Origin of the sequence: Acinetobacter sp. 3657, assembly GCF_031456775.1 — a bacterium.
Classification (GTDB): Bacteria; Pseudomonadota; Gammaproteobacteria; order Pseudomonadales; family Moraxellaceae; genus Acinetobacter.
In genome coordinates this window covers 35,442-51,552 of the sequence record NZ_JAVDVH010000015.1, presented here as the reverse complement: position 1 = coordinate 51,552, position 16,111 = coordinate 35,442, and the positions used below count along the sequence as shown (strand labels likewise).

Sequence of the window (16,111 nt, the reverse complement as noted above, 5' to 3'; positions counted from 1 at the left end):
GGTTGATCTGAATAAAAACAGACCTTAATCGATTTAAAATAATCAATAATCGGAATGCAATCTTACTGAGTTTCTAGTTATTTGTATGATAAACCTCAACTACGAACAGTAAAGATAAATAATCTTTACTGTACCGTGAGGTAAAATAATGATTGAATAGTAAACTATATTTGCGCTTATCTTAGGCTGTCCAAAAGCCTTAACATTTTGGCTTGCGCAAGCTGTAGATGGCGCTTCTATGGATCATATTTTAAATAAGCTTTTGATAAAAAACTCATAGGAATGGAGTAACAATGAAAACTAAACATTATTTAACTGCGGCGGATGTGGAAATTCTGGTTGATGCAGCATTGCAATATGCAACAGAACATAGCTTTAATGTCAGCATTGCAGTTGTTGATGACGGTGGAACACTGTTGATGATGAAGCGTATGGATGATGCATCGGTATTATCGACACAGATTTGCCAAGAAAAAGCCCATTCTGCTGCGGTCAGTCGTAGGGCAACCAAAGTATCAGAAGATCTGATTCGTGATGGTAAAATCGGTTTTTTAACAATAAATGCAGCGAATGGCATGTTAGAAGGCGGTGAGCCGATTGTATATCAAGGGCAGGTTGTAGGGGCTGTTGGGGTTTCAGGTGTTCAATCTTTTCAAGATGCAGAAATTGCCCAGTATGCGATTCAACAATTTTTAGGGAAACAGGCCTAAATTATCGTTTAAATTCGATTCTGGATGAAATATCGAGAGAAACACGAAAATAATCAGTAAAAATACGTGTCATGCATTGTAATTCAGCGCCAAGCTTTTTATGATTGCCCGCTTGTTTTCATCCAGTCGTTGGAAAGCTACCTTGAATGATTTTCTAAGTGAACATTTGATTCATCGTGATGAAGATTTTATGGTCATCCACAAACCAGCAGGCTTACTCACCGTGCCGGGGAAAACCGCTGATTTACAAGATTGTTTGATCAATCGTTTATTAGAATTAGAAGCAAAAACGTTACTTATCCATCGTTTAGATCGAGATACTTCAGGTATCTTAGTGTTTGGCTTATCTAAGTTTGGTCAAAGCAGCATTTCACGTCAATTTCAAGATCGTCAAACCTCAAAAATTTATCAAGCATTGGTGGCAGGGCATTTACAGGGTCAGGGCACGGTCGATATTCCTGTGATTTATGATCCAACTCGTCCACCACTTCATATCGTCGATGCCTCATATCACAAACCTGCATTAACCGAATGGCAAGCGATTGAGCATTTTGAAATCCAAGGGCAACCTGTTACACGTGTCAAACTAACGCCAATTACAGGGCGTTCCCATCAGCTTCGTGTGCATATGCAATATTTGGGTCATCCGATTCTTGGCGATACTTTATATGCCACAGCAGAACAGCAACAGCTTTATGCGCGTTTATGTTTACATGCAACGCAATTGAGTTTTGCTCACCCTAAAACTGGTGCAACACTCACTTTTGATTGTGCTGTGCCGTTTTAGCAGTAGATTTTTTGATTAAACAGGATATAGAGCACGCCATTTGAGCTTGCTTTATGTCAAAATATTGGGGTTATTAGGTGGTTCAATCACACCATAATACCAAACTTAAAACTACATAAAATAGCTTAAACTTTCGTCGGTTTAACGCATACAATATGTAGGCTAACATGAAATAAAGGTGGAATAAATTGCAGCAGTTTGCTATTGGTCAACGTTGGTTATCAGATACAGAAACTGAACTTGGTTTAGGTGTTCTTATTGATGTAGATGAACGTTCTATCAGCATTTTATTTCCAAAAAGCGATGAGACCCGTGTTTATGCACGCAATAACGCACCTTTGTCTCGGATCATCTTTAATGTAAAAGATGAAGTTCAAGACCAAGAAGGCGTTAAATGGATTGTAGAGTCCATCGAAGATCGTCACGGTGTATTGCGTTATGATGTGATTCGCAGCTTAGAAAATGGCGAGCAAGAGCGTAAATCTCTGAATGAAACGCGTATCGGCGCGCAAATCCAGCTTTCAAAACCATTAGAACGTCTGTTAGCTAGTCAGGTCGATTACAAAGAATGGTATGACCTCCGCATTGAATCTATGCTGTTACAAGCGCAAATGCATACCAGCCCATTGCGTGGTTTTCTCGGTGCGCGTGTTGGACTGATTCCACATCAGCTTTATATCGCGCATGAAGTCGGTAAGCGTTTTGCACCACGTGTTTTATTGGCCGATGAAGTGGGGCTAGGTAAAACCATTGAAGCGGGTTTGATTATGCATCAACAACTAAAAACAGGGCGTTCAGAACGTATCCTGATTTTAGTGCCTGATTCATTGCAATATCAGTGGATGATTGAAATGCGTCGCCGTTTCAATCTGCAATTCTCTTTGTTTGATTTAACCCGTACTGCTTCGATCAAAGAACATGATCCTGATCTCAATCCATTTTTAACTGAGCAATGCATTATTGCCAGCGTAGATCTGATGGTTGACCATGAAGATTTACGTGAACAAGCCATCGAAGCTGGTTTCGATTTACTTGTGGTTGATGAAGCACATCATTTAATGTGGAGTGAAGAAGAGGGCGGCAATGATCGTTATGATCTGGTCGAAGAACTTGCAGAACAAACTGCGGGTGTATTATTGCTTACAGCGACACCTGAGCAGCTTGGCGTAGAAAGTCATTTTGCCCGTTTACGTTTGCTCGATCCGCAACGTTTTAGTAGCTTAGAGCGTTTCCTCGATGAAGAAGAAAAATATCAACACACTGCAAAAGTTGCAGAAGTGTTGATGTCAGATGATGCATTGACTGAAGAGCACCTTGCGGCACTGGAAAGCTTATTGGGTCATCGTATTGATGATCAGCCAGAACAGCGTATGCGCGCTATTCATGAATTATTAGACCGTCATGGCACAGGTCGTATTTTATTCCGTAACACCCGTGAAGCGATTCAAGGCTTCCCAGGGCGTGATTGTCAGCCTGCACCATTGCCAGCACCAGAAGGTTGGTCAATCGATGGCAAAATGCGTGAGCAAATGTGGCCAGAAGAAGGTCAACTTGATGGCGCATGGATGGAAAGTGATCCGCGTGTATCATGGTTGATGGAAGTGCTACGCAAAGATTTAAAACACAAAAAAGTGTTATTAATCGCACGTAGTGGGCCTGTGGTTGAAGCACTCGAAAATGTCTTACGTTTACATGCTGGGATTCGTACGGCGATGTTCCATGAAGGCATGAGCTTATTGGAACGTGACCAAGCGGCGGCATATTTTGCTGAAGACAGTTATGGCGCTCAAATTCTGTTGTGTTCTGAAATTGGTTCGGAAGGACGTAACTTCCAGTTTGCCAGCGATTTAATTTTATTTGATTTACCTGCAAATCCTGATGTGCTTGAACAACGTATTGGTCGTTTAGATCGTATTGGTCAAGAAAATCGTATTCAGATTCATGTGCCATATTTAATCGGTACAGCGCAAGAGAGAATGTTCCGTTGGTATAACGAAGCACTGAATATTTTCAGTACGATTTCACCGACAGCGCAAACCCTGCAAGAAAACTTTATTATTGAACTTAAAGATTGTTTGTTGGCGGATCAAGGTCAGACCTTTGAGGATTTACTTGAAGAAGTTAATGTTCAACGTCAAGCATTGGAAACTGAGCTACAAGCAGGTCGTGACCGTTTGTTGGAATACAATTCATGTCGTCCTGTGGTGGCGCAAGGGATTGTACAAGCGCTTGAAGAATATGATGACAATACGACATTACCAATGTTTGTAAAACGTTTTATGTCATCGACCAATATTGATTTTGATGAGCAAAGCAATGGTACCGTGATCATCAAACCAACTGATCAGATGCAAGTCCAAGGTTTGACTTTAGACGAAGAAGGTATGACTGCAACCTTCTATCGTGATCAAGCACAGATCCGCGAAGACGCGCAATACTTGACGTTGGAACATCCATTTATCGAAAGTATGATGGAAATGATCCGTACTCAATCGTTTGGTAGTACCAATGTTGCATTACTCAAATCGAATGCTTTGAAACAAGGTTCAGTTTTGCTTGAGGTTTGGTTCAAGGTCGAAGTGATCGCACCGAAAGCATTAAACTTGCCTTCAAGTCTGCCTAAGCAATTGCTTCGCGTATTACTCAGTGAAAATGGTCAGGATCTATCTGCCAAAATTGATCCAAGTATATTGCGTCCTTACTTACATCATTTAGATGGCAATAGTTGTCGCCAAGTGGTGAAAGCGCGTCGTGATGTGATTGAAGAGCGCTATGCGCAAGCTTTGGAAATTGCCAAGACATCTTTACCAGAGTTGATGCAACAAGCCAAAGAACACTATAGTAATAAGTGGCAATATGAAATTGAGCGTTTAACCTATCTCAAACAATTCAATCCAAGTATTCGTCAAGATGAAATTGAACGTTTACAAAAGTTCCAGCAAGAAGGCTTGGGTTTATTGGATGGTCTTTCTGTGACACCAGAAGCGATTCAGGTTTTGGTTGTGGTAAAGCCTTAAATTTAATCGTTTCAATAAAAAAAAACGAGGGTATTTCCCTCGTTTTTTTATGCTGAGATAAAATTATTTTTGGTCAATATTGGCTTCCAGGAACCATAAATATTGATCTAAATCTTCCAAAGCAGCATGAATAATATCTTCAGAAATTGGATCTTCAATTTCATCAATGGTGTCACGCAAATGATTTGCCACCACGCCATAACGATCGGCAAGTTCTTTTAAGTGATCTTGTACAGCATGTATAGCGACTGGATAGGGTTTTAAATGCGAGCTTTCAGCAACGGTTTGAGTCGTTCCCAATGCAGTTCCACCAATCTGTACCGCACGTTCAGCAACATTATCCAAATGCGTAATAAGTGAAGTGCGGAACATGTCTAACATTTCATGAACAGCGATAAAATTACTACCACGCATATTCCAGTGTGCTTGTTTGGTCAGCAATGATAAATCAATAAGATTGGCAAGAATTTGATTGAGTATTTTTACGGTGGCTTCTTTGATCGAGTCGTCTAAATTATTACGTGTATAAACTTTTAAAGTTTTAGCTGCTGAAGAACTCATAGTTACCTCATTCAATTATAGTAGGGTGAAACGAAGTGAATAAAACGTTTATTTCAACTTTAGCCTACGCCTAATGATGGGGGACTGTGTGTTTTAATTTTCTATGCTTTTGTAATACTTAAAGTATAAAAAGAGGGCAAGTATTTAATATTCAAATACTTACCCTTTTAGAATTGTAATTTAGAGTTTTTAGATGCCATTTATCTTAGACTGGCTTCATCCAAGTGGCGAGCACCTTCCAAAATCATACGAATCATTACCATGGTTTGTTCTGCAACTTCTAGACGTTGTTCGGCAGGCAGATCCAGAACTTTTGCCCCCATATTGAAAACCAATTGGGTGATAGCTTTCGCTGCAATATCCGCATGGCTAATTTTGCTGTTATTCATTTGCTCCAAACGAATCAAGTCTTCTTGTAATTCTTGTTGAAAGAAAATCAACTGACGATCAACTGCGGCTTTATAAGAGGTCGAACCCGTATAGCTTTCACGAAGTAATAAGCTGAGATTGCCTTCATCGGCATCGAGTTGTTGAATAAACACTTCGACTGAGCTACGGATAATACTTTGTTGCAATATGGCTTTTAATCGCGCTTCACGAATAATTTTACGCAAAACTAAGCCTGCTCGATCAATTAAGGCAATTGCAAGTTCATCAATATCTTTAAAATGACGATAAAAACTATTCGGCGCAATCGCTGCTTCACGTGCAATCTCTCGAAGACTGAGTGATGAAATGCTTTTTTGTGGACCGATTAAATTTAAGGTTGCTTGAAATAATTCTTCTTTGGTAATCGTCGCTTTTCGCCCAACAGTACGGATGGGTTGTTTAACTGGATTGACATCTTGTTGCGCTAATGTGTCATGAGTTGGTGCTGTCAAAGAAGAATGAACCATTGTTGTCAAAATATAAGTGAGCTAGTTCAGAGTATAGCGGTTGTCTGTGAACTTGTGAAACACAAATTATTATACACATGTATATATACAAATATATATACATGTGTATAATAATTAAAAAACAACCAGAGTACCTGCTCATGTATGCAACCGAAAAGAGAAATTCTCTATTCAATTCATTGGCTCAAAGCGTAATGAACAGCCATGACACCAATTTTTGGTTACAGAAGATCAATCCGCTATGGTCGATTAATCAACCTTTAGCCAAAGTCGTAAAAAAACAAATTGTGGCAAAAGATACCGTGAGTCTTATTTTGCAGTGCAATCGTCATGTAAAGCGTGGTGTAGCAGGTCAGCATCATCCGATTACGGTTGAAATCGCTGGACGCCATTACGAACGTACTTATAGTTTGATGCAATTGGATGAAGATAATCTTTGTTTAACGGTTAAAAAGGTTGATCAAGGAATCGTGAGCTCTTGGTTGGTTGAACAAAGTAAAATCGGAGATATTCTGTATTTCGGTCAACCGTATGGCGAAATGCAACGCCGTCATATTCAAACCTCTCATTTATTACTATTGGCGGCAGGTAGTGGCATTACCCCGATGTTGAGTCTGGTTGAAGACCTTTGTCAGTCAAAACAACTTGTGCGTATGCCTGTTCAATTGATGTATTGGGTGAAAACGCATGAAGATGCAGCTTATGCTGAATATTTAAAAGAAGTTGCTGAAAATTTTCCGAATTTTAGTTATCAAATTTTTTATACCCAACAACAAGATCAACGCTTAAACCAAAGCCATGTTGAGCAATTCACGACTTTAAGTGAAACGACAGTATATGCATGTGGGCCATCAGGATTTGCAGCGACAGCGGAAACATTGTTTGCAGATGCGGCTTCGATTCAGACAGAAGCATTCAGTTTGAGTCAATTTGATGTTGATGCAAATGATACAGGCTTTATTAATGTTCGGTTGACCCAGTCCAATAAGACGGTAGCAATTCCAAAAGGCCAATCGATTTTAGCCAGTTTAGAACAGCAAGGCATCAAGCCAAATCACGGCTGCCGTATGGGTATTTGTAATAAATGCGCGTGTAGCAAAGCGCAAGGTGCAACCAAAAATCTTCTGAATGGTTCAGCAAATCATGAACCTGCTCAACTATTAAAAATTTGTGTAAATTCGGCTCAATCAGATCTTGTGATTGATCTATAAGCGAGAAAATGATTATGAATATGCCTGTTAAAATTGAATATTTTAAAAATCCTAAAAACCGTGATTTGACTGCCGCAGAGTTAGATGATTTTGCGCGAGAGCTGGATCAAATCAAACAAGAGGTCTTGAATGATTTAGGTGAAAAAGATGCCAAATATATCCGTCGTGTCTATTCTTCTATTCGTTATAGCAGCATATTAGGGCGTGCTTTGTTATTCGCTGGTTGGTTTCCGCCGGCATGGTTATTGGGTACAGGTTTATTGGGCTTTGCCAAAATCATGGAAAATATGGAACTTGGCCATAATGTCATGCATGGACAATACGACTGGATGAATGATCCAAAATTCAATGGTCAGACCTATGAGTGGGACACTGTAGGAACATCAGACAATTGGAGACAAACGCATAACTTTAAGCATCATACCTATACCAATGTGAAAGGAATGGATGATGATGTTGGCTATGGTGTGTTTCGTCTGTTTCCTGAGCAACGTTGGTCGAAACTTACTTTAATTCAACCTTTGTATATCGTGCCATTTAGCTTGTTATTTCAATGGGGGGTTGCGATTCAAAATCTTGAATTAGGTAAAGTGATTTACAAGCGTAAATCAGTCGCGCAATTAAAGCGTGAATGGCAGCCAGCGCAAAAGAAAATCATGAAGCAAATGTTCAAAGATTATGTGTTTTTCCCATTGATTGCAGGGCCTTCGGCCATTCCTGTTTTTGCAGGTAACTTGGTTGCCAATGGGATCCGTAATGTTTGGACATTCAGTATTATTTTTTGTGGTCACTTTACCAAAGATGTGGAAGTTTTCCCCAAAGCTATTTTACAAAACGAAAGCCGTGGGCACTGGTATATGCGTCAGATTCGTGGCTCATCCAATTTAACAGGTTCAGAAGCTTTTCATATTTTGACAGGTCATTTAAGTCATCAGATTGAACACCATTTATTTCCAGATATTCCTGCGCGTCGCTACCGCCAGATCGCGCCGAAAGTACAGGCTGTCTGCGAAAAATATGGCTTAAATTATAATAACGCGAGCTTTGTGAAACAGTTCGGTGAAGTGGTTGGGCGTATTTTTAAATATGCATTGCCGTTTAAGAAGTAAATTTTTGAACATAAAAAAGCCCCGAGTTTAATTGCTTCGGGGCTTTTTTCTATTTAGAAATCAAAAGATGTTTGTAAGAAGAAAGTACGTGGCTGTCCCACGTATTTACCGCCCGTTGAGTCAGATGAGCGAGTAAAGTATTGTTTATCGAATACGTTCTTCACTCCTCCAGCAACTTTTAAACCTTTTAGCTGATGACTAAAATCATAACCCGCCCTTACTGCAAAAGTTGAATAACCCGGAATGTCGCCAATACGACCATCTGCGGTTTCTTGTGTCTGATAAACATCATGATCACCAGGAGCATGTTGTTTTGATTGCGCAAACATGTCTGCATTAATTGACCACTGATCAACTTGAAACGCTAAACCTAGGTTACCCATGTGTCGTGAATAATAGGGTAAATCTTTGCTTTCAAACTTGCCTGCTCTAGAAGTTGCTTTGGTAAAGGTATAGTTTCCGTATACTTTCAGTCCCTCTAAAGCATCAGCGAGTTGACCAAAATCATAACTGATCCCAGTTTCTATCCCTTGATGGCTGGTTGCACCTAAATCTGTCCAAACCCCTGTACCAATATTATCAGGGCGCTCTAAGAAAAGTTCTTTATCGAAGTCTAAATAAAATACAGTTAATTCGGCACTGAGGCCATTACCTAAATATTTAGTACCAATTTCATAGTTTTTTGACTTCTCAGGATGTAAGCCATCAACAGTTTTCGTCGTGACAAGTTGATTATATTGTTGTGGTCCAAATGAAACACCCGCATTGGCAAAAATATTCCAGTTCTCATTGGCTTTATAAAGCACAGAAAGGCTTGGTAAGAACTCTTCTGATTTGATTTTTGGATTGATCGTGTTGGTTGGTATGCCATTGCTATATGCGGTGAAGTTATTATGTGTATCAATCGATTCAAATCGAAGGCCTGGAGTGATCACCCAATCTCCGATGCCAAATCGGTTATCGATATAAATCGCATGTGCTTTGGTGCCACCTTCACTGGTTGTGTTTGCAATAGACTTACCAGGACTTCCTGTAGCGGTGTCATATTGTGAGCGTCCTGAAAATTCAGAGCTTTCTTCTTGTAAATAACGATAACCCACGGTCACTTCGTTATCCATACTTGCCCATTGATAGGCACGTGAGTAACGCGGCTCAATACCAAAGTATTTGTAATCACGCGGTGAGCTGCTGAGCGTACTTGTGCCTTTATTGCCAATTGATTCTAAGTCACTGGTACGAAAAGAATCAACGTAATAACCCAAAAGTTCAAAATTATTCAGGTCATCTTTGTGGCTATATTTCACTGAAATATCAGATCGACGCCCTGCGAAATAATTGCGACTTTGATTAGATTGATAAGGATTTTCTACAAACTTTTCGGCAGTTAACCCTTCGGGCATTTCTCCACGCCCTTCATAGTGATGTAGGTTAATGGCAATTTGATCTTGGTCAGTCCATTGGTAAGCTGTTTTTAACATGACATCATCAATGTCAATATTATTATTTGCTTCCCTATATCCATCTCCTTTTGTCCCAGAATAAAGTAAAGCTAAACCTAAACCATTGTCCAATGTTCCACCGAGGAAAAGATTTGGGGTGTATTTAAGTTGATCTGTACCCGTTGCAAATTCTGTGGTTAAGCCAACTGAGCCTGAAAACTCTTGTGGAATGGCACGTGTTGTAAAGTTAATGATTCCACCCACGTTTTGTGGTCCAAAACGAACAGAACCTGCACCTCGTACTACATCAACAGATTCAATATTTCCCATTGAAATAGGTGCTAATGACAGCTGTGGTTGACCGTAAGGAGCGACTGCAAGTGGGATACCATCCATTAATACAGTTGAACGAGGGGATAGGCGCGAGGTTAAACCACGTACGCCAATATTCAAGGAAACATCACTTCCACCAGTACCATTACTGTCTTGGACTTGGACTCCAGGAATCTGTTTTAAAGCATCGCGGATAGAGGTTGTTGCGATTTCATCGAGTCGGTTTCGATCGATAATGGTACGTGCACCTGCATGTTGCAGTACTTTTTCTGCATTTGCTTCCTCTAGCCAGTTACCTTGTGCTTGAATGGAAATTGTTGCAAGCGTTTGCGTTTCAGCTTGTGGTGCTTCATTGGCAACCGCGCTATGGCAGATGCCACTGAGTAATGTTGCGATAGCGAGACTTAGAGAAGAGGGCGGAAATTTTACTAAACAGGCGGTAGAATAAGATGTAAATTTCATAAGGCTAGAAAATGGTGTAAATTTACCGAATATTAATCTTTTATTACACAAAATGAAATAATAACTATTATCATTTATAACAATTGTATGGCTTGGGTTTATTGTTTTTATGGGAGATATTTTAGTCCAATATATCTAAAAAAAGCCGTGCTTGAGCACGGCTTTAGTGAAATTGACTTTATTATTTAAACTGAATCGTTCCATTGGCATTGACAATAATTTTAGATTCGCCTGCTGCCATATCTTGTGCAGGAGCTGCTTCTGCCATCGCTGCAAATTTTGGCATCGCACCACGCATAATTGGCTGCGGGAAATAATTACTGGTATTTAGGTTTAGATTAACAAGATTATATTGCGCTTTATTCCAAGCTTGGCTAATGGCTTGCGCTCGTTGTTGGAAACTTTTAGACGCTTCAATCATCAATTCATTTTCAACTTTTTTACGCTGTTCATCAGACACTGTAAAGTTGATGGATTGAGTTTGGAAGTTTTGTTGTAACTCACTAATCAACTGGCTGGCTGCTTTAAAGTCTTTACTCTCGATTTGGATTTCAGCGCGACCACGCCATTCTTTGAGTTTTCTGCTGTCATTGTCATAAACTGGATAGGTACTTTGTGCACCCGTTTCTACTTTGACTTGTGTATATTTGCGAGAAATTGCTTGTGCTTGATTCATCAGTTGATTGATTTGATTTGATAGCTCAGCAGGTTGTTTATGGCTTTTCTCAATATAGAGAACAGCTCGCATTTCATCATTCGCCACTTGACGTGAAGCATCGGCTTGAATATTGACAATGTTATAGTTTATTTTTTCTGGCTCATGGGCAAAAAGAGTTGGACTCAGTGTTGCTCCAAGCATCATGGTCATGAGAGCTAAAGTACGCATAAAAAATCCTTGGAATTTAGTATCAAAAATTTATTTTTACATGTTCGATATTAAAAAGAAGTCATGGAAAATATCTGCACATTTTGTGGGGTATTTGTAATATCTTGATGCTCTCTTGCAACGAAGAAAAAATACACAAATATTTTATAAATCAATGTATTGGTTTGTAATATTTGACCATTTATCTAAAAATAATTAGCTGGTTAAAAAAAGCTTACTTTCTTTCGCTTGTCACATAGTATGATGATAATTCATCATACTTAATTGAAAGAACTTTTTTTTCAATAATATTAGATCAGTGTCAGGCATAAAAAGTATTTCTTTTCTCTAAAAATTAGGTATCATCTCGCTCCTAGTTGAAAGATATAAAATATTGTGTCTGCGCTAGATTCTTACAAGCACCGAGTCCTACGACCGCAAGTCACCAGACTTATTTCTTTTACCCATATCAGAGATGGTAATTCGATATGAGCGTTACTTCCGTAAATCCTGCCGCTAATGCAACCAACGAATATTATTTGACTCGCCAAAGTCAGATGGAATCAAATGTTCGTAGTTATCCTCGTAAACTACCGTTGGCAATAGCAAAAGCGCAAGGCTGCTGGGTTACTGATGTTGAAGGTACAGAGTACCTTGATTGTCTAGCTGGGGCAGGAACATTGGCTTTAGGTCATAATCATCCTGCGGTGATTCAAAGTATTCAAGATACATTGGCAAGTGGTTTGCCATTGCATACTTTAGATTTAACAACTCCTTTAAAAGATGCGTTTACAGAAGCACTTTTGGCATATTTGCCAGGTGGTAAAGAAGAATATTGTTTACAGTTTTGTGGGCCTACAGGCGCAGATGCGACTGAAGCAGCGATTAAACTCGCAAAAACTTATACTGGTCGTAGTTCTGTGATCAGCTTCTCTGGCGGTTACCATGGTATGACTCATGGTGCGCTGGCGATGACGGGTAATTTGAGTGCAAAAAATGCGGTCAATGGTTTAATGCCGGGCGTACAATTTATGCCTTATCCGCATGAGTACCGTTGCCCACTTGGTTTGGGTGGTGAAGCTGGTGTTGATGCTTTAACTTACTATTTTGAAAACTTCATCGAAGATGTTGAAAGTGGCGTAACTAAACCTGCTGCAGTGATCCTTGAAGCGATTCAAGGCGAAGGTGGCGTGGTCGCTGCACCTGTAAAATGGTTGCAAAAAATTCGTGAAGTGACTGAAAAGCACAATATCGTTTTAATTTTGGATGAAGTTCAAGCTGGTTTTGCACGTTCGGGTCAAATGTTTGCCTTTGAACAAGCAGGGATTGAGCCTGATGTTGTAGTGATGTCAAAAGCTGTGGGCGGTAGTTTGCCACTTGCAGTCCTCGGGATTAAACGTAAGTTTGATGCTTGGCAGCCGGGTACGCATTCAGGGACTTTCCGTGGTAATCAACTCGCAATGGGTACGGGATTAGCATCACTTCAAGTGATCAAGGAACAAAACCTTGCCCAAAATGCACAACAGCGTGGTGATTTCTTACAATCAGAGTTGAAGAAACTTGCTCAAGAATTCCCATGTATTGGTAATGTGCGTGGTCGTGGTTTGATGATTGGTATTGAGATCGTTGACGAGCGTAAACCTGCAGATCATATGGGTTCTCTTCCTGCGGATGCGCAGTTAGCAGCAGCTATTCAAACCGCATGTTTCAACAATAAATTATTGCTTGAGAAAGGTGGTCGCAATGGTACGGTTATCCGCTTACTTTGCCCATTGATCATCAATCAAGATGAATGTGTTGAAGTTATTGCGCGCTTCAAAAAAGCGATTGCTGAAGCATTAAAAGCAGTGCGAGGCTGATTCATGGTTGATTTTGCAGAACATCGTAAAGCGTTACTCTGCAATGATGCTCAATCCATTGCTGACTATCAGTCAGCAATGGGCGAGGCGGTTGAAGCCGTTTCAGCATGGTTGCAAAGCGATAAAATGTACACTGGTGGAAGCATTAAAGATTTGCGTGCAGCAATTTCTTTTAATCCATCGAAACAAGGTTTGGGTGTACAACAATCATTACAACGTATGATTGAGCTTTTTCTGAATAAAAGCTTAAAAGTACATCATCCGCATTCATTAGCACACTTACACTGTCCAACTATGGTGACAAGCCAAATCGCGGAAGTGTTAATCAATGCGACCAACCAATCGATGGATTCATGGGATCAAAGCCCTGCTGGTTCATTGATGGAAGTGCAGTTGATTGATTGGCTTCGTCAAAAAGTTGGTTATGGTGCAGGTCAAGCAGGCGTGTTCACTTCTGGTGGTACACAGTCGAACTTGATGGGTGTCTTGCTTGCGCGTGACTGGTGTATCTCAAAAAACTGGAAAGACGAAAATGGCAAGCCATGGTCTGTTCAGCGTGATGGTATTCCAGCCGATGCAATGAAAAACGTCAAAGTCATTTGTTCTGAAAATGCACACTTTTCTGTGCAAAAGAACATGGCGATGATGGGCATGGGTTTCCAATCTGTTGTCACTGTTCCTGTGAATGAAAATGCACAGATGGATGTTGATGCGCTTGAAAAAACTATGGCGCATCTTCAATCTGAAGGCAAAATCGTGGCGTGTGTGGTCGCGACTGCGGGTACAACCGATGCTGGCGCGATTGATCCACTCAAGAAAATCCGTGAAATTACCACCAAATATGGTACATGGATGCATATTGATGCAGCTTGGGGTGGTGCACTGTTACTTTCGAACGACCATCGTGCAATGCTTGACGATATCGAATTATCAGACTCAATTACGCTTGATTTCCATAAGCATTATTTCCAAAGCATTAGCTGTGGTGCTTTCTTATTGAAAGACGAAGCAAACTATCGCTTTATGCATTATGAAGCAGAATATCTAAACTCTGCTTATGATGAAGAACATGGCGTACCGAACCTTGTGTCTAAATCATTACAAACGACGCGCCGTTTCGATGCGTTGAAATTGTGGATGACGGTTGAAGCATTGGGCGAAGAACTTTATGGTTCGATGATCGATCATGGTGTGAAATTGACGCGTGAGGTTGCTGACTATATTAAAGCGACCAATGGTCTTGAATTGTTGATTGAACCTCAATTTGCTTCAGTGCTGTTCCGTGTTGTGCCTGAAGGCTATCCTGCTGAATTCATCGATAGCTTAAACCAAAACGTCGCAGATGAATTATTTGCACGTGGTGAGGCGAATATTGGTGTGACGAAGGTTGGTCAAGTTCAATCATTGAAAATGACGACTTTAAGCCCAGTGGCAACGCTTGAGAACGTACAGAACTTGCTTTCATTGGTATTGATCGAGGCTGATCGTATTAAAGATGCGATTGTTGCAGGAACGTATGTTTCAGCGCTCGATTAATCATTGAATCGGTTGAAAAAGGCACAGATATCTGTGCCTTTTTCGTTTTTGGAGGTGAGGGGCGATTGAAGTTGCCAAATTCGGGGTGCATTGCATTGTGATAAAAAATAGCTAAACTAGAAAAAACTGCAAATAATTTACAACTAAAATTGATCATCATCAAAGCGTCATAAAGCTGTAACTTTATTGTCATATTATCTATTCAAAATGCAGTTAACCAAAGTGCAACACTTAAATCCAAAAAGAGTTGTAATTCAAATTGCATAAATGAGAGAGAAATAGAATGCGCTTAAATCCACGTCAAATCGCACTTGCTATAACATTAACTGGGGTAGCTGCGGCATCCACTGCACATGCAGCTCGTGATACTATTCAGATCGCTGGTTCTTCAACTGTGCTGCCATTTTCAAGTATTGCAGCGGAAGAGTTTGGTAATACGTTCCCACAGTTCAAAACTCCTGTTGTCGGTTCTGGCGGTTCTTCAGGTGGTTTGAAACAATTCTGTCAAGGTGTTGGCGACAACACGATTGATATCGCAAACTCTTCACGTCCGATGCGCAGCAACGAACTTCCAGCTTGTGCAAAAGCTGGTGTGAATAAGATTCATGAAATCAAAATTGGTTATGATGGTATTGTTTTTGCCTCAAACATCAACAAAGCTGAGTTCAAATTAAAGCCATATCATGTCTTCACTGCGATTGCAGCTGAGTTACCATCGAATGGCAAAATGGTTCCAAACCCTTATACACATTGGAATCAAATCGATAAAACACTTCCAAATGAGCCGATTACTTTGGTCATCCCTGGTTCAAACCATGGTACGCGTGAAGTGTTCCAAGAAAAAATGGTTGATGCAGGCTGTAACGCTTACGAACAGATTAAAAACTTAGATAAAGATGCGCACAAGAAAGCATGTACGACTTTCCGTCAAGGCGGACGTGTGATCGAAATCGCGGGTGATTATACTGAAACATTGGCTCGTTTAAGAACAACGCCAAGTGCAGTAGGTGTTTTTGGTTTGAGTTTCTATGATCAAAACCGTGATAAATTACGTGTAGCAAAAGTAAACAATATCGTACCAACAGAAGCCGCGATTTTAAGTGGTAAATATCCTGTATCACGTCCTTTATTCTTCTATGTAAAAGGCGAGCATTTACAATCAGTGAAAGGTTTACCGCAGTTTGTTGAGTTCTTCTTGAACAAGAAGACTTCTGGTAAAGGCTCTAAATTAGAAAGAGCTGGTTTAATTCCTTTGTCTGATGCTGAACGCGCAAAAATCCTTGCCGACTTTAAAGCTGGTAAAGTATTTAAGTAATATTGGTGTTA

The 16,111-nt window shown here is 40.2% G+C and carries 12 protein-coding genes; 8 read left to right on the top strand and 4 right to left on the bottom strand.

Annotated elements, in window-relative coordinates:
* Positions 1 to 293 precede the first annotated feature (293 nt).
* The 3 genes from J2Y37_RS13885 (at position 294) to rapA (ending at position 4,514) form a co-directional block, all read left to right on the top strand.
* Positions 294 to 710 (top strand): heme-binding protein, encoded by a 417-nt coding sequence (locus J2Y37_RS13885; RefSeq protein ID WP_349033187.1) that lies wholly within the window; start codon positions 294 to 296, stop codon positions 708 to 710.
* Between the two features lie 142 nt (positions 711 to 852).
* Entirely contained in the window at positions 853 to 1,497 is a 645-nt protein-coding gene (locus J2Y37_RS13880; RefSeq protein WP_349033186.1) for an RluA family pseudouridine synthase, read from the top strand.
* 188 nt (positions 1,498 to 1,685) lie between these two features.
* Entirely contained in the window at positions 1,686 to 4,514 is a 2,829-nt protein-coding gene (rapA, locus tag J2Y37_RS13875; protein ID WP_349033185.1) for an RNA polymerase-associated protein RapA, read from the top strand.
* Between the two features lie 63 nt (positions 4,515 to 4,577).
* On the opposite strand, the gene dps is transcribed toward rapA, so the two are convergent.
* Together dps and fabR are read right to left on the bottom strand one after the other, a co-directional pair.
* Positions 4,578 to 5,075, bottom strand: a complete 498-nt coding sequence (gene dps, locus J2Y37_RS13870) for a DNA starvation/stationary phase protection protein Dps (protein ID WP_005197794.1) — start codon at positions 5,073 to 5,075, stop codon at positions 4,578 to 4,580.
* 200 nt (positions 5,076 to 5,275) lie between these two features.
* Entirely contained in the window at positions 5,276 to 5,956 is a 681-nt protein-coding gene (gene fabR / locus J2Y37_RS13865; RefSeq protein ID WP_349033184.1) for an HTH-type transcriptional repressor FabR, read from the bottom strand.
* 209 nt (positions 5,957 to 6,165) lie between these two features.
* On the opposite strand from fabR, the gene J2Y37_RS13860 reads away from it, so the two are divergent.
* Positions 6,166 to 7,182 carry a ferredoxin reductase gene (locus tag J2Y37_RS13860; RefSeq protein ID WP_349033183.1) on the top strand — a complete coding sequence of 339 codons (1,017 nt, stop codon included), beginning with the start codon at positions 6,166 to 6,168 and terminating at the stop codon, positions 7,180 to 7,182.
* A 14-nt stretch (positions 7,183 to 7,196) separates the two neighbouring features.
* Positions 7,197 to 8,291: an acyl-CoA desaturase gene (locus J2Y37_RS13855; RefSeq protein WP_005197792.1), complete on the top strand. Its 1,095-nt coding sequence runs from the start codon at positions 7,197 to 7,199 to the stop codon at positions 8,289 to 8,291.
* A gap of 53 nt (positions 8,292 to 8,344) precedes the next feature.
* Here J2Y37_RS13855 and J2Y37_RS13850 read toward each other — a convergent pair whose 3' ends face one another.
* Both J2Y37_RS13850 and J2Y37_RS13845 read right to left on the bottom strand, forming a co-directional pair.
* Positions 8,345 to 10,525: a TonB-dependent siderophore receptor gene (locus tag J2Y37_RS13850; protein ID WP_349033182.1), complete on the bottom strand. Its 2,181-nt coding sequence runs from the start codon at positions 10,523 to 10,525 to the stop codon at positions 8,345 to 8,347.
* Between the two features lie 181 nt (positions 10,526 to 10,706).
* A complete protein-coding gene (locus tag J2Y37_RS13845) occupies positions 10,707 to 11,411 on the bottom strand; it encodes an SIMPL domain-containing protein (RefSeq protein WP_005197789.1) in 705 nt (234 codons plus the stop codon).
* Between the two features lie 467 nt (positions 11,412 to 11,878).
* Here J2Y37_RS13845 and J2Y37_RS13840 point away from each other — a divergent pair, with 467 nt between their 5' ends.
* The 3 genes from J2Y37_RS13840 to J2Y37_RS13830 all read left to right on the top strand — a co-directional run bounded on the left by J2Y37_RS13840 (position 11,879) and on the right by J2Y37_RS13830 (position 16,100).
* Positions 11,879 to 13,249 carry a diaminobutyrate--2-oxoglutarate transaminase gene (locus J2Y37_RS13840; RefSeq protein ID WP_004670445.1) on the top strand — a complete coding sequence of 457 codons (1,371 nt, stop codon included), beginning with the start codon at positions 11,879 to 11,881 and terminating at the stop codon, positions 13,247 to 13,249.
* A 3-nt stretch (positions 13,250 to 13,252) separates the two neighbouring features.
* A complete protein-coding gene (locus J2Y37_RS13835) occupies positions 13,253 to 14,785 on the top strand; it encodes an aspartate aminotransferase family protein (protein ID WP_349033181.1) in 1,533 nt (510 codons plus the stop codon).
* A gap of 283 nt (positions 14,786 to 15,068) precedes the next feature.
* Positions 15,069 to 16,100 (top strand): substrate-binding domain-containing protein, encoded by a 1,032-nt coding sequence (locus J2Y37_RS13830; protein WP_349033180.1) that lies wholly within the window; start codon positions 15,069 to 15,071, stop codon positions 16,098 to 16,100.
* Positions 16,101 to 16,111 lie beyond the last annotated feature (11 nt).

What these genes read in the sequence shown, in the direction of transcription:
- dps (WP_005197794.1), bottom strand. Translation starts at nt 5,075, where the DNA reads ATGAGTTCTTCAGCAGCTAAAACTTTAAAAGTTTATACACGTAATAAT.
- J2Y37_RS13850 (WP_349033182.1), bottom strand. Translation starts at nt 10,525, where the DNA reads ATGAAATTTACATCTTATTCTACCGCCTGTTTAGTAAAATTTCCGCCC.
- J2Y37_RS13835 (WP_349033181.1), top strand. Translation starts at nt 13,253, where the DNA reads ATGGTTGATTTTGCAGAACATCGTAAAGCGTTACTCTGCAATGATGCT.
- J2Y37_RS13845 (WP_005197789.1), bottom strand. Translation starts at nt 11,411, where the DNA reads ATGCGTACTTTAGCTCTCATGACCATGATGCTTGGAGCAACACTGAGT.
- J2Y37_RS13840 (WP_004670445.1), top strand. Translation starts at nt 11,879, where the DNA reads ATGAGCGTTACTTCCGTAAATCCTGCCGCTAATGCAACCAACGAATAT.
- J2Y37_RS13885 (WP_349033187.1), top strand. Translation starts at nt 294, where the DNA reads ATGAAAACTAAACATTATTTAACTGCGGCGGATGTGGAAATTCTGGTT.
- J2Y37_RS13855 (WP_005197792.1), top strand. Translation starts at nt 7,197, where the DNA reads ATGAATATGCCTGTTAAAATTGAATATTTTAAAAATCCTAAAAACCGT.
- J2Y37_RS13830 (WP_349033180.1), top strand. Translation starts at nt 15,069, where the DNA reads ATGCGCTTAAATCCACGTCAAATCGCACTTGCTATAACATTAACTGGG.
- J2Y37_RS13860 (WP_349033183.1), top strand. Translation starts at nt 6,166, where the DNA reads ATGAACAGCCATGACACCAATTTTTGGTTACAGAAGATCAATCCGCTA.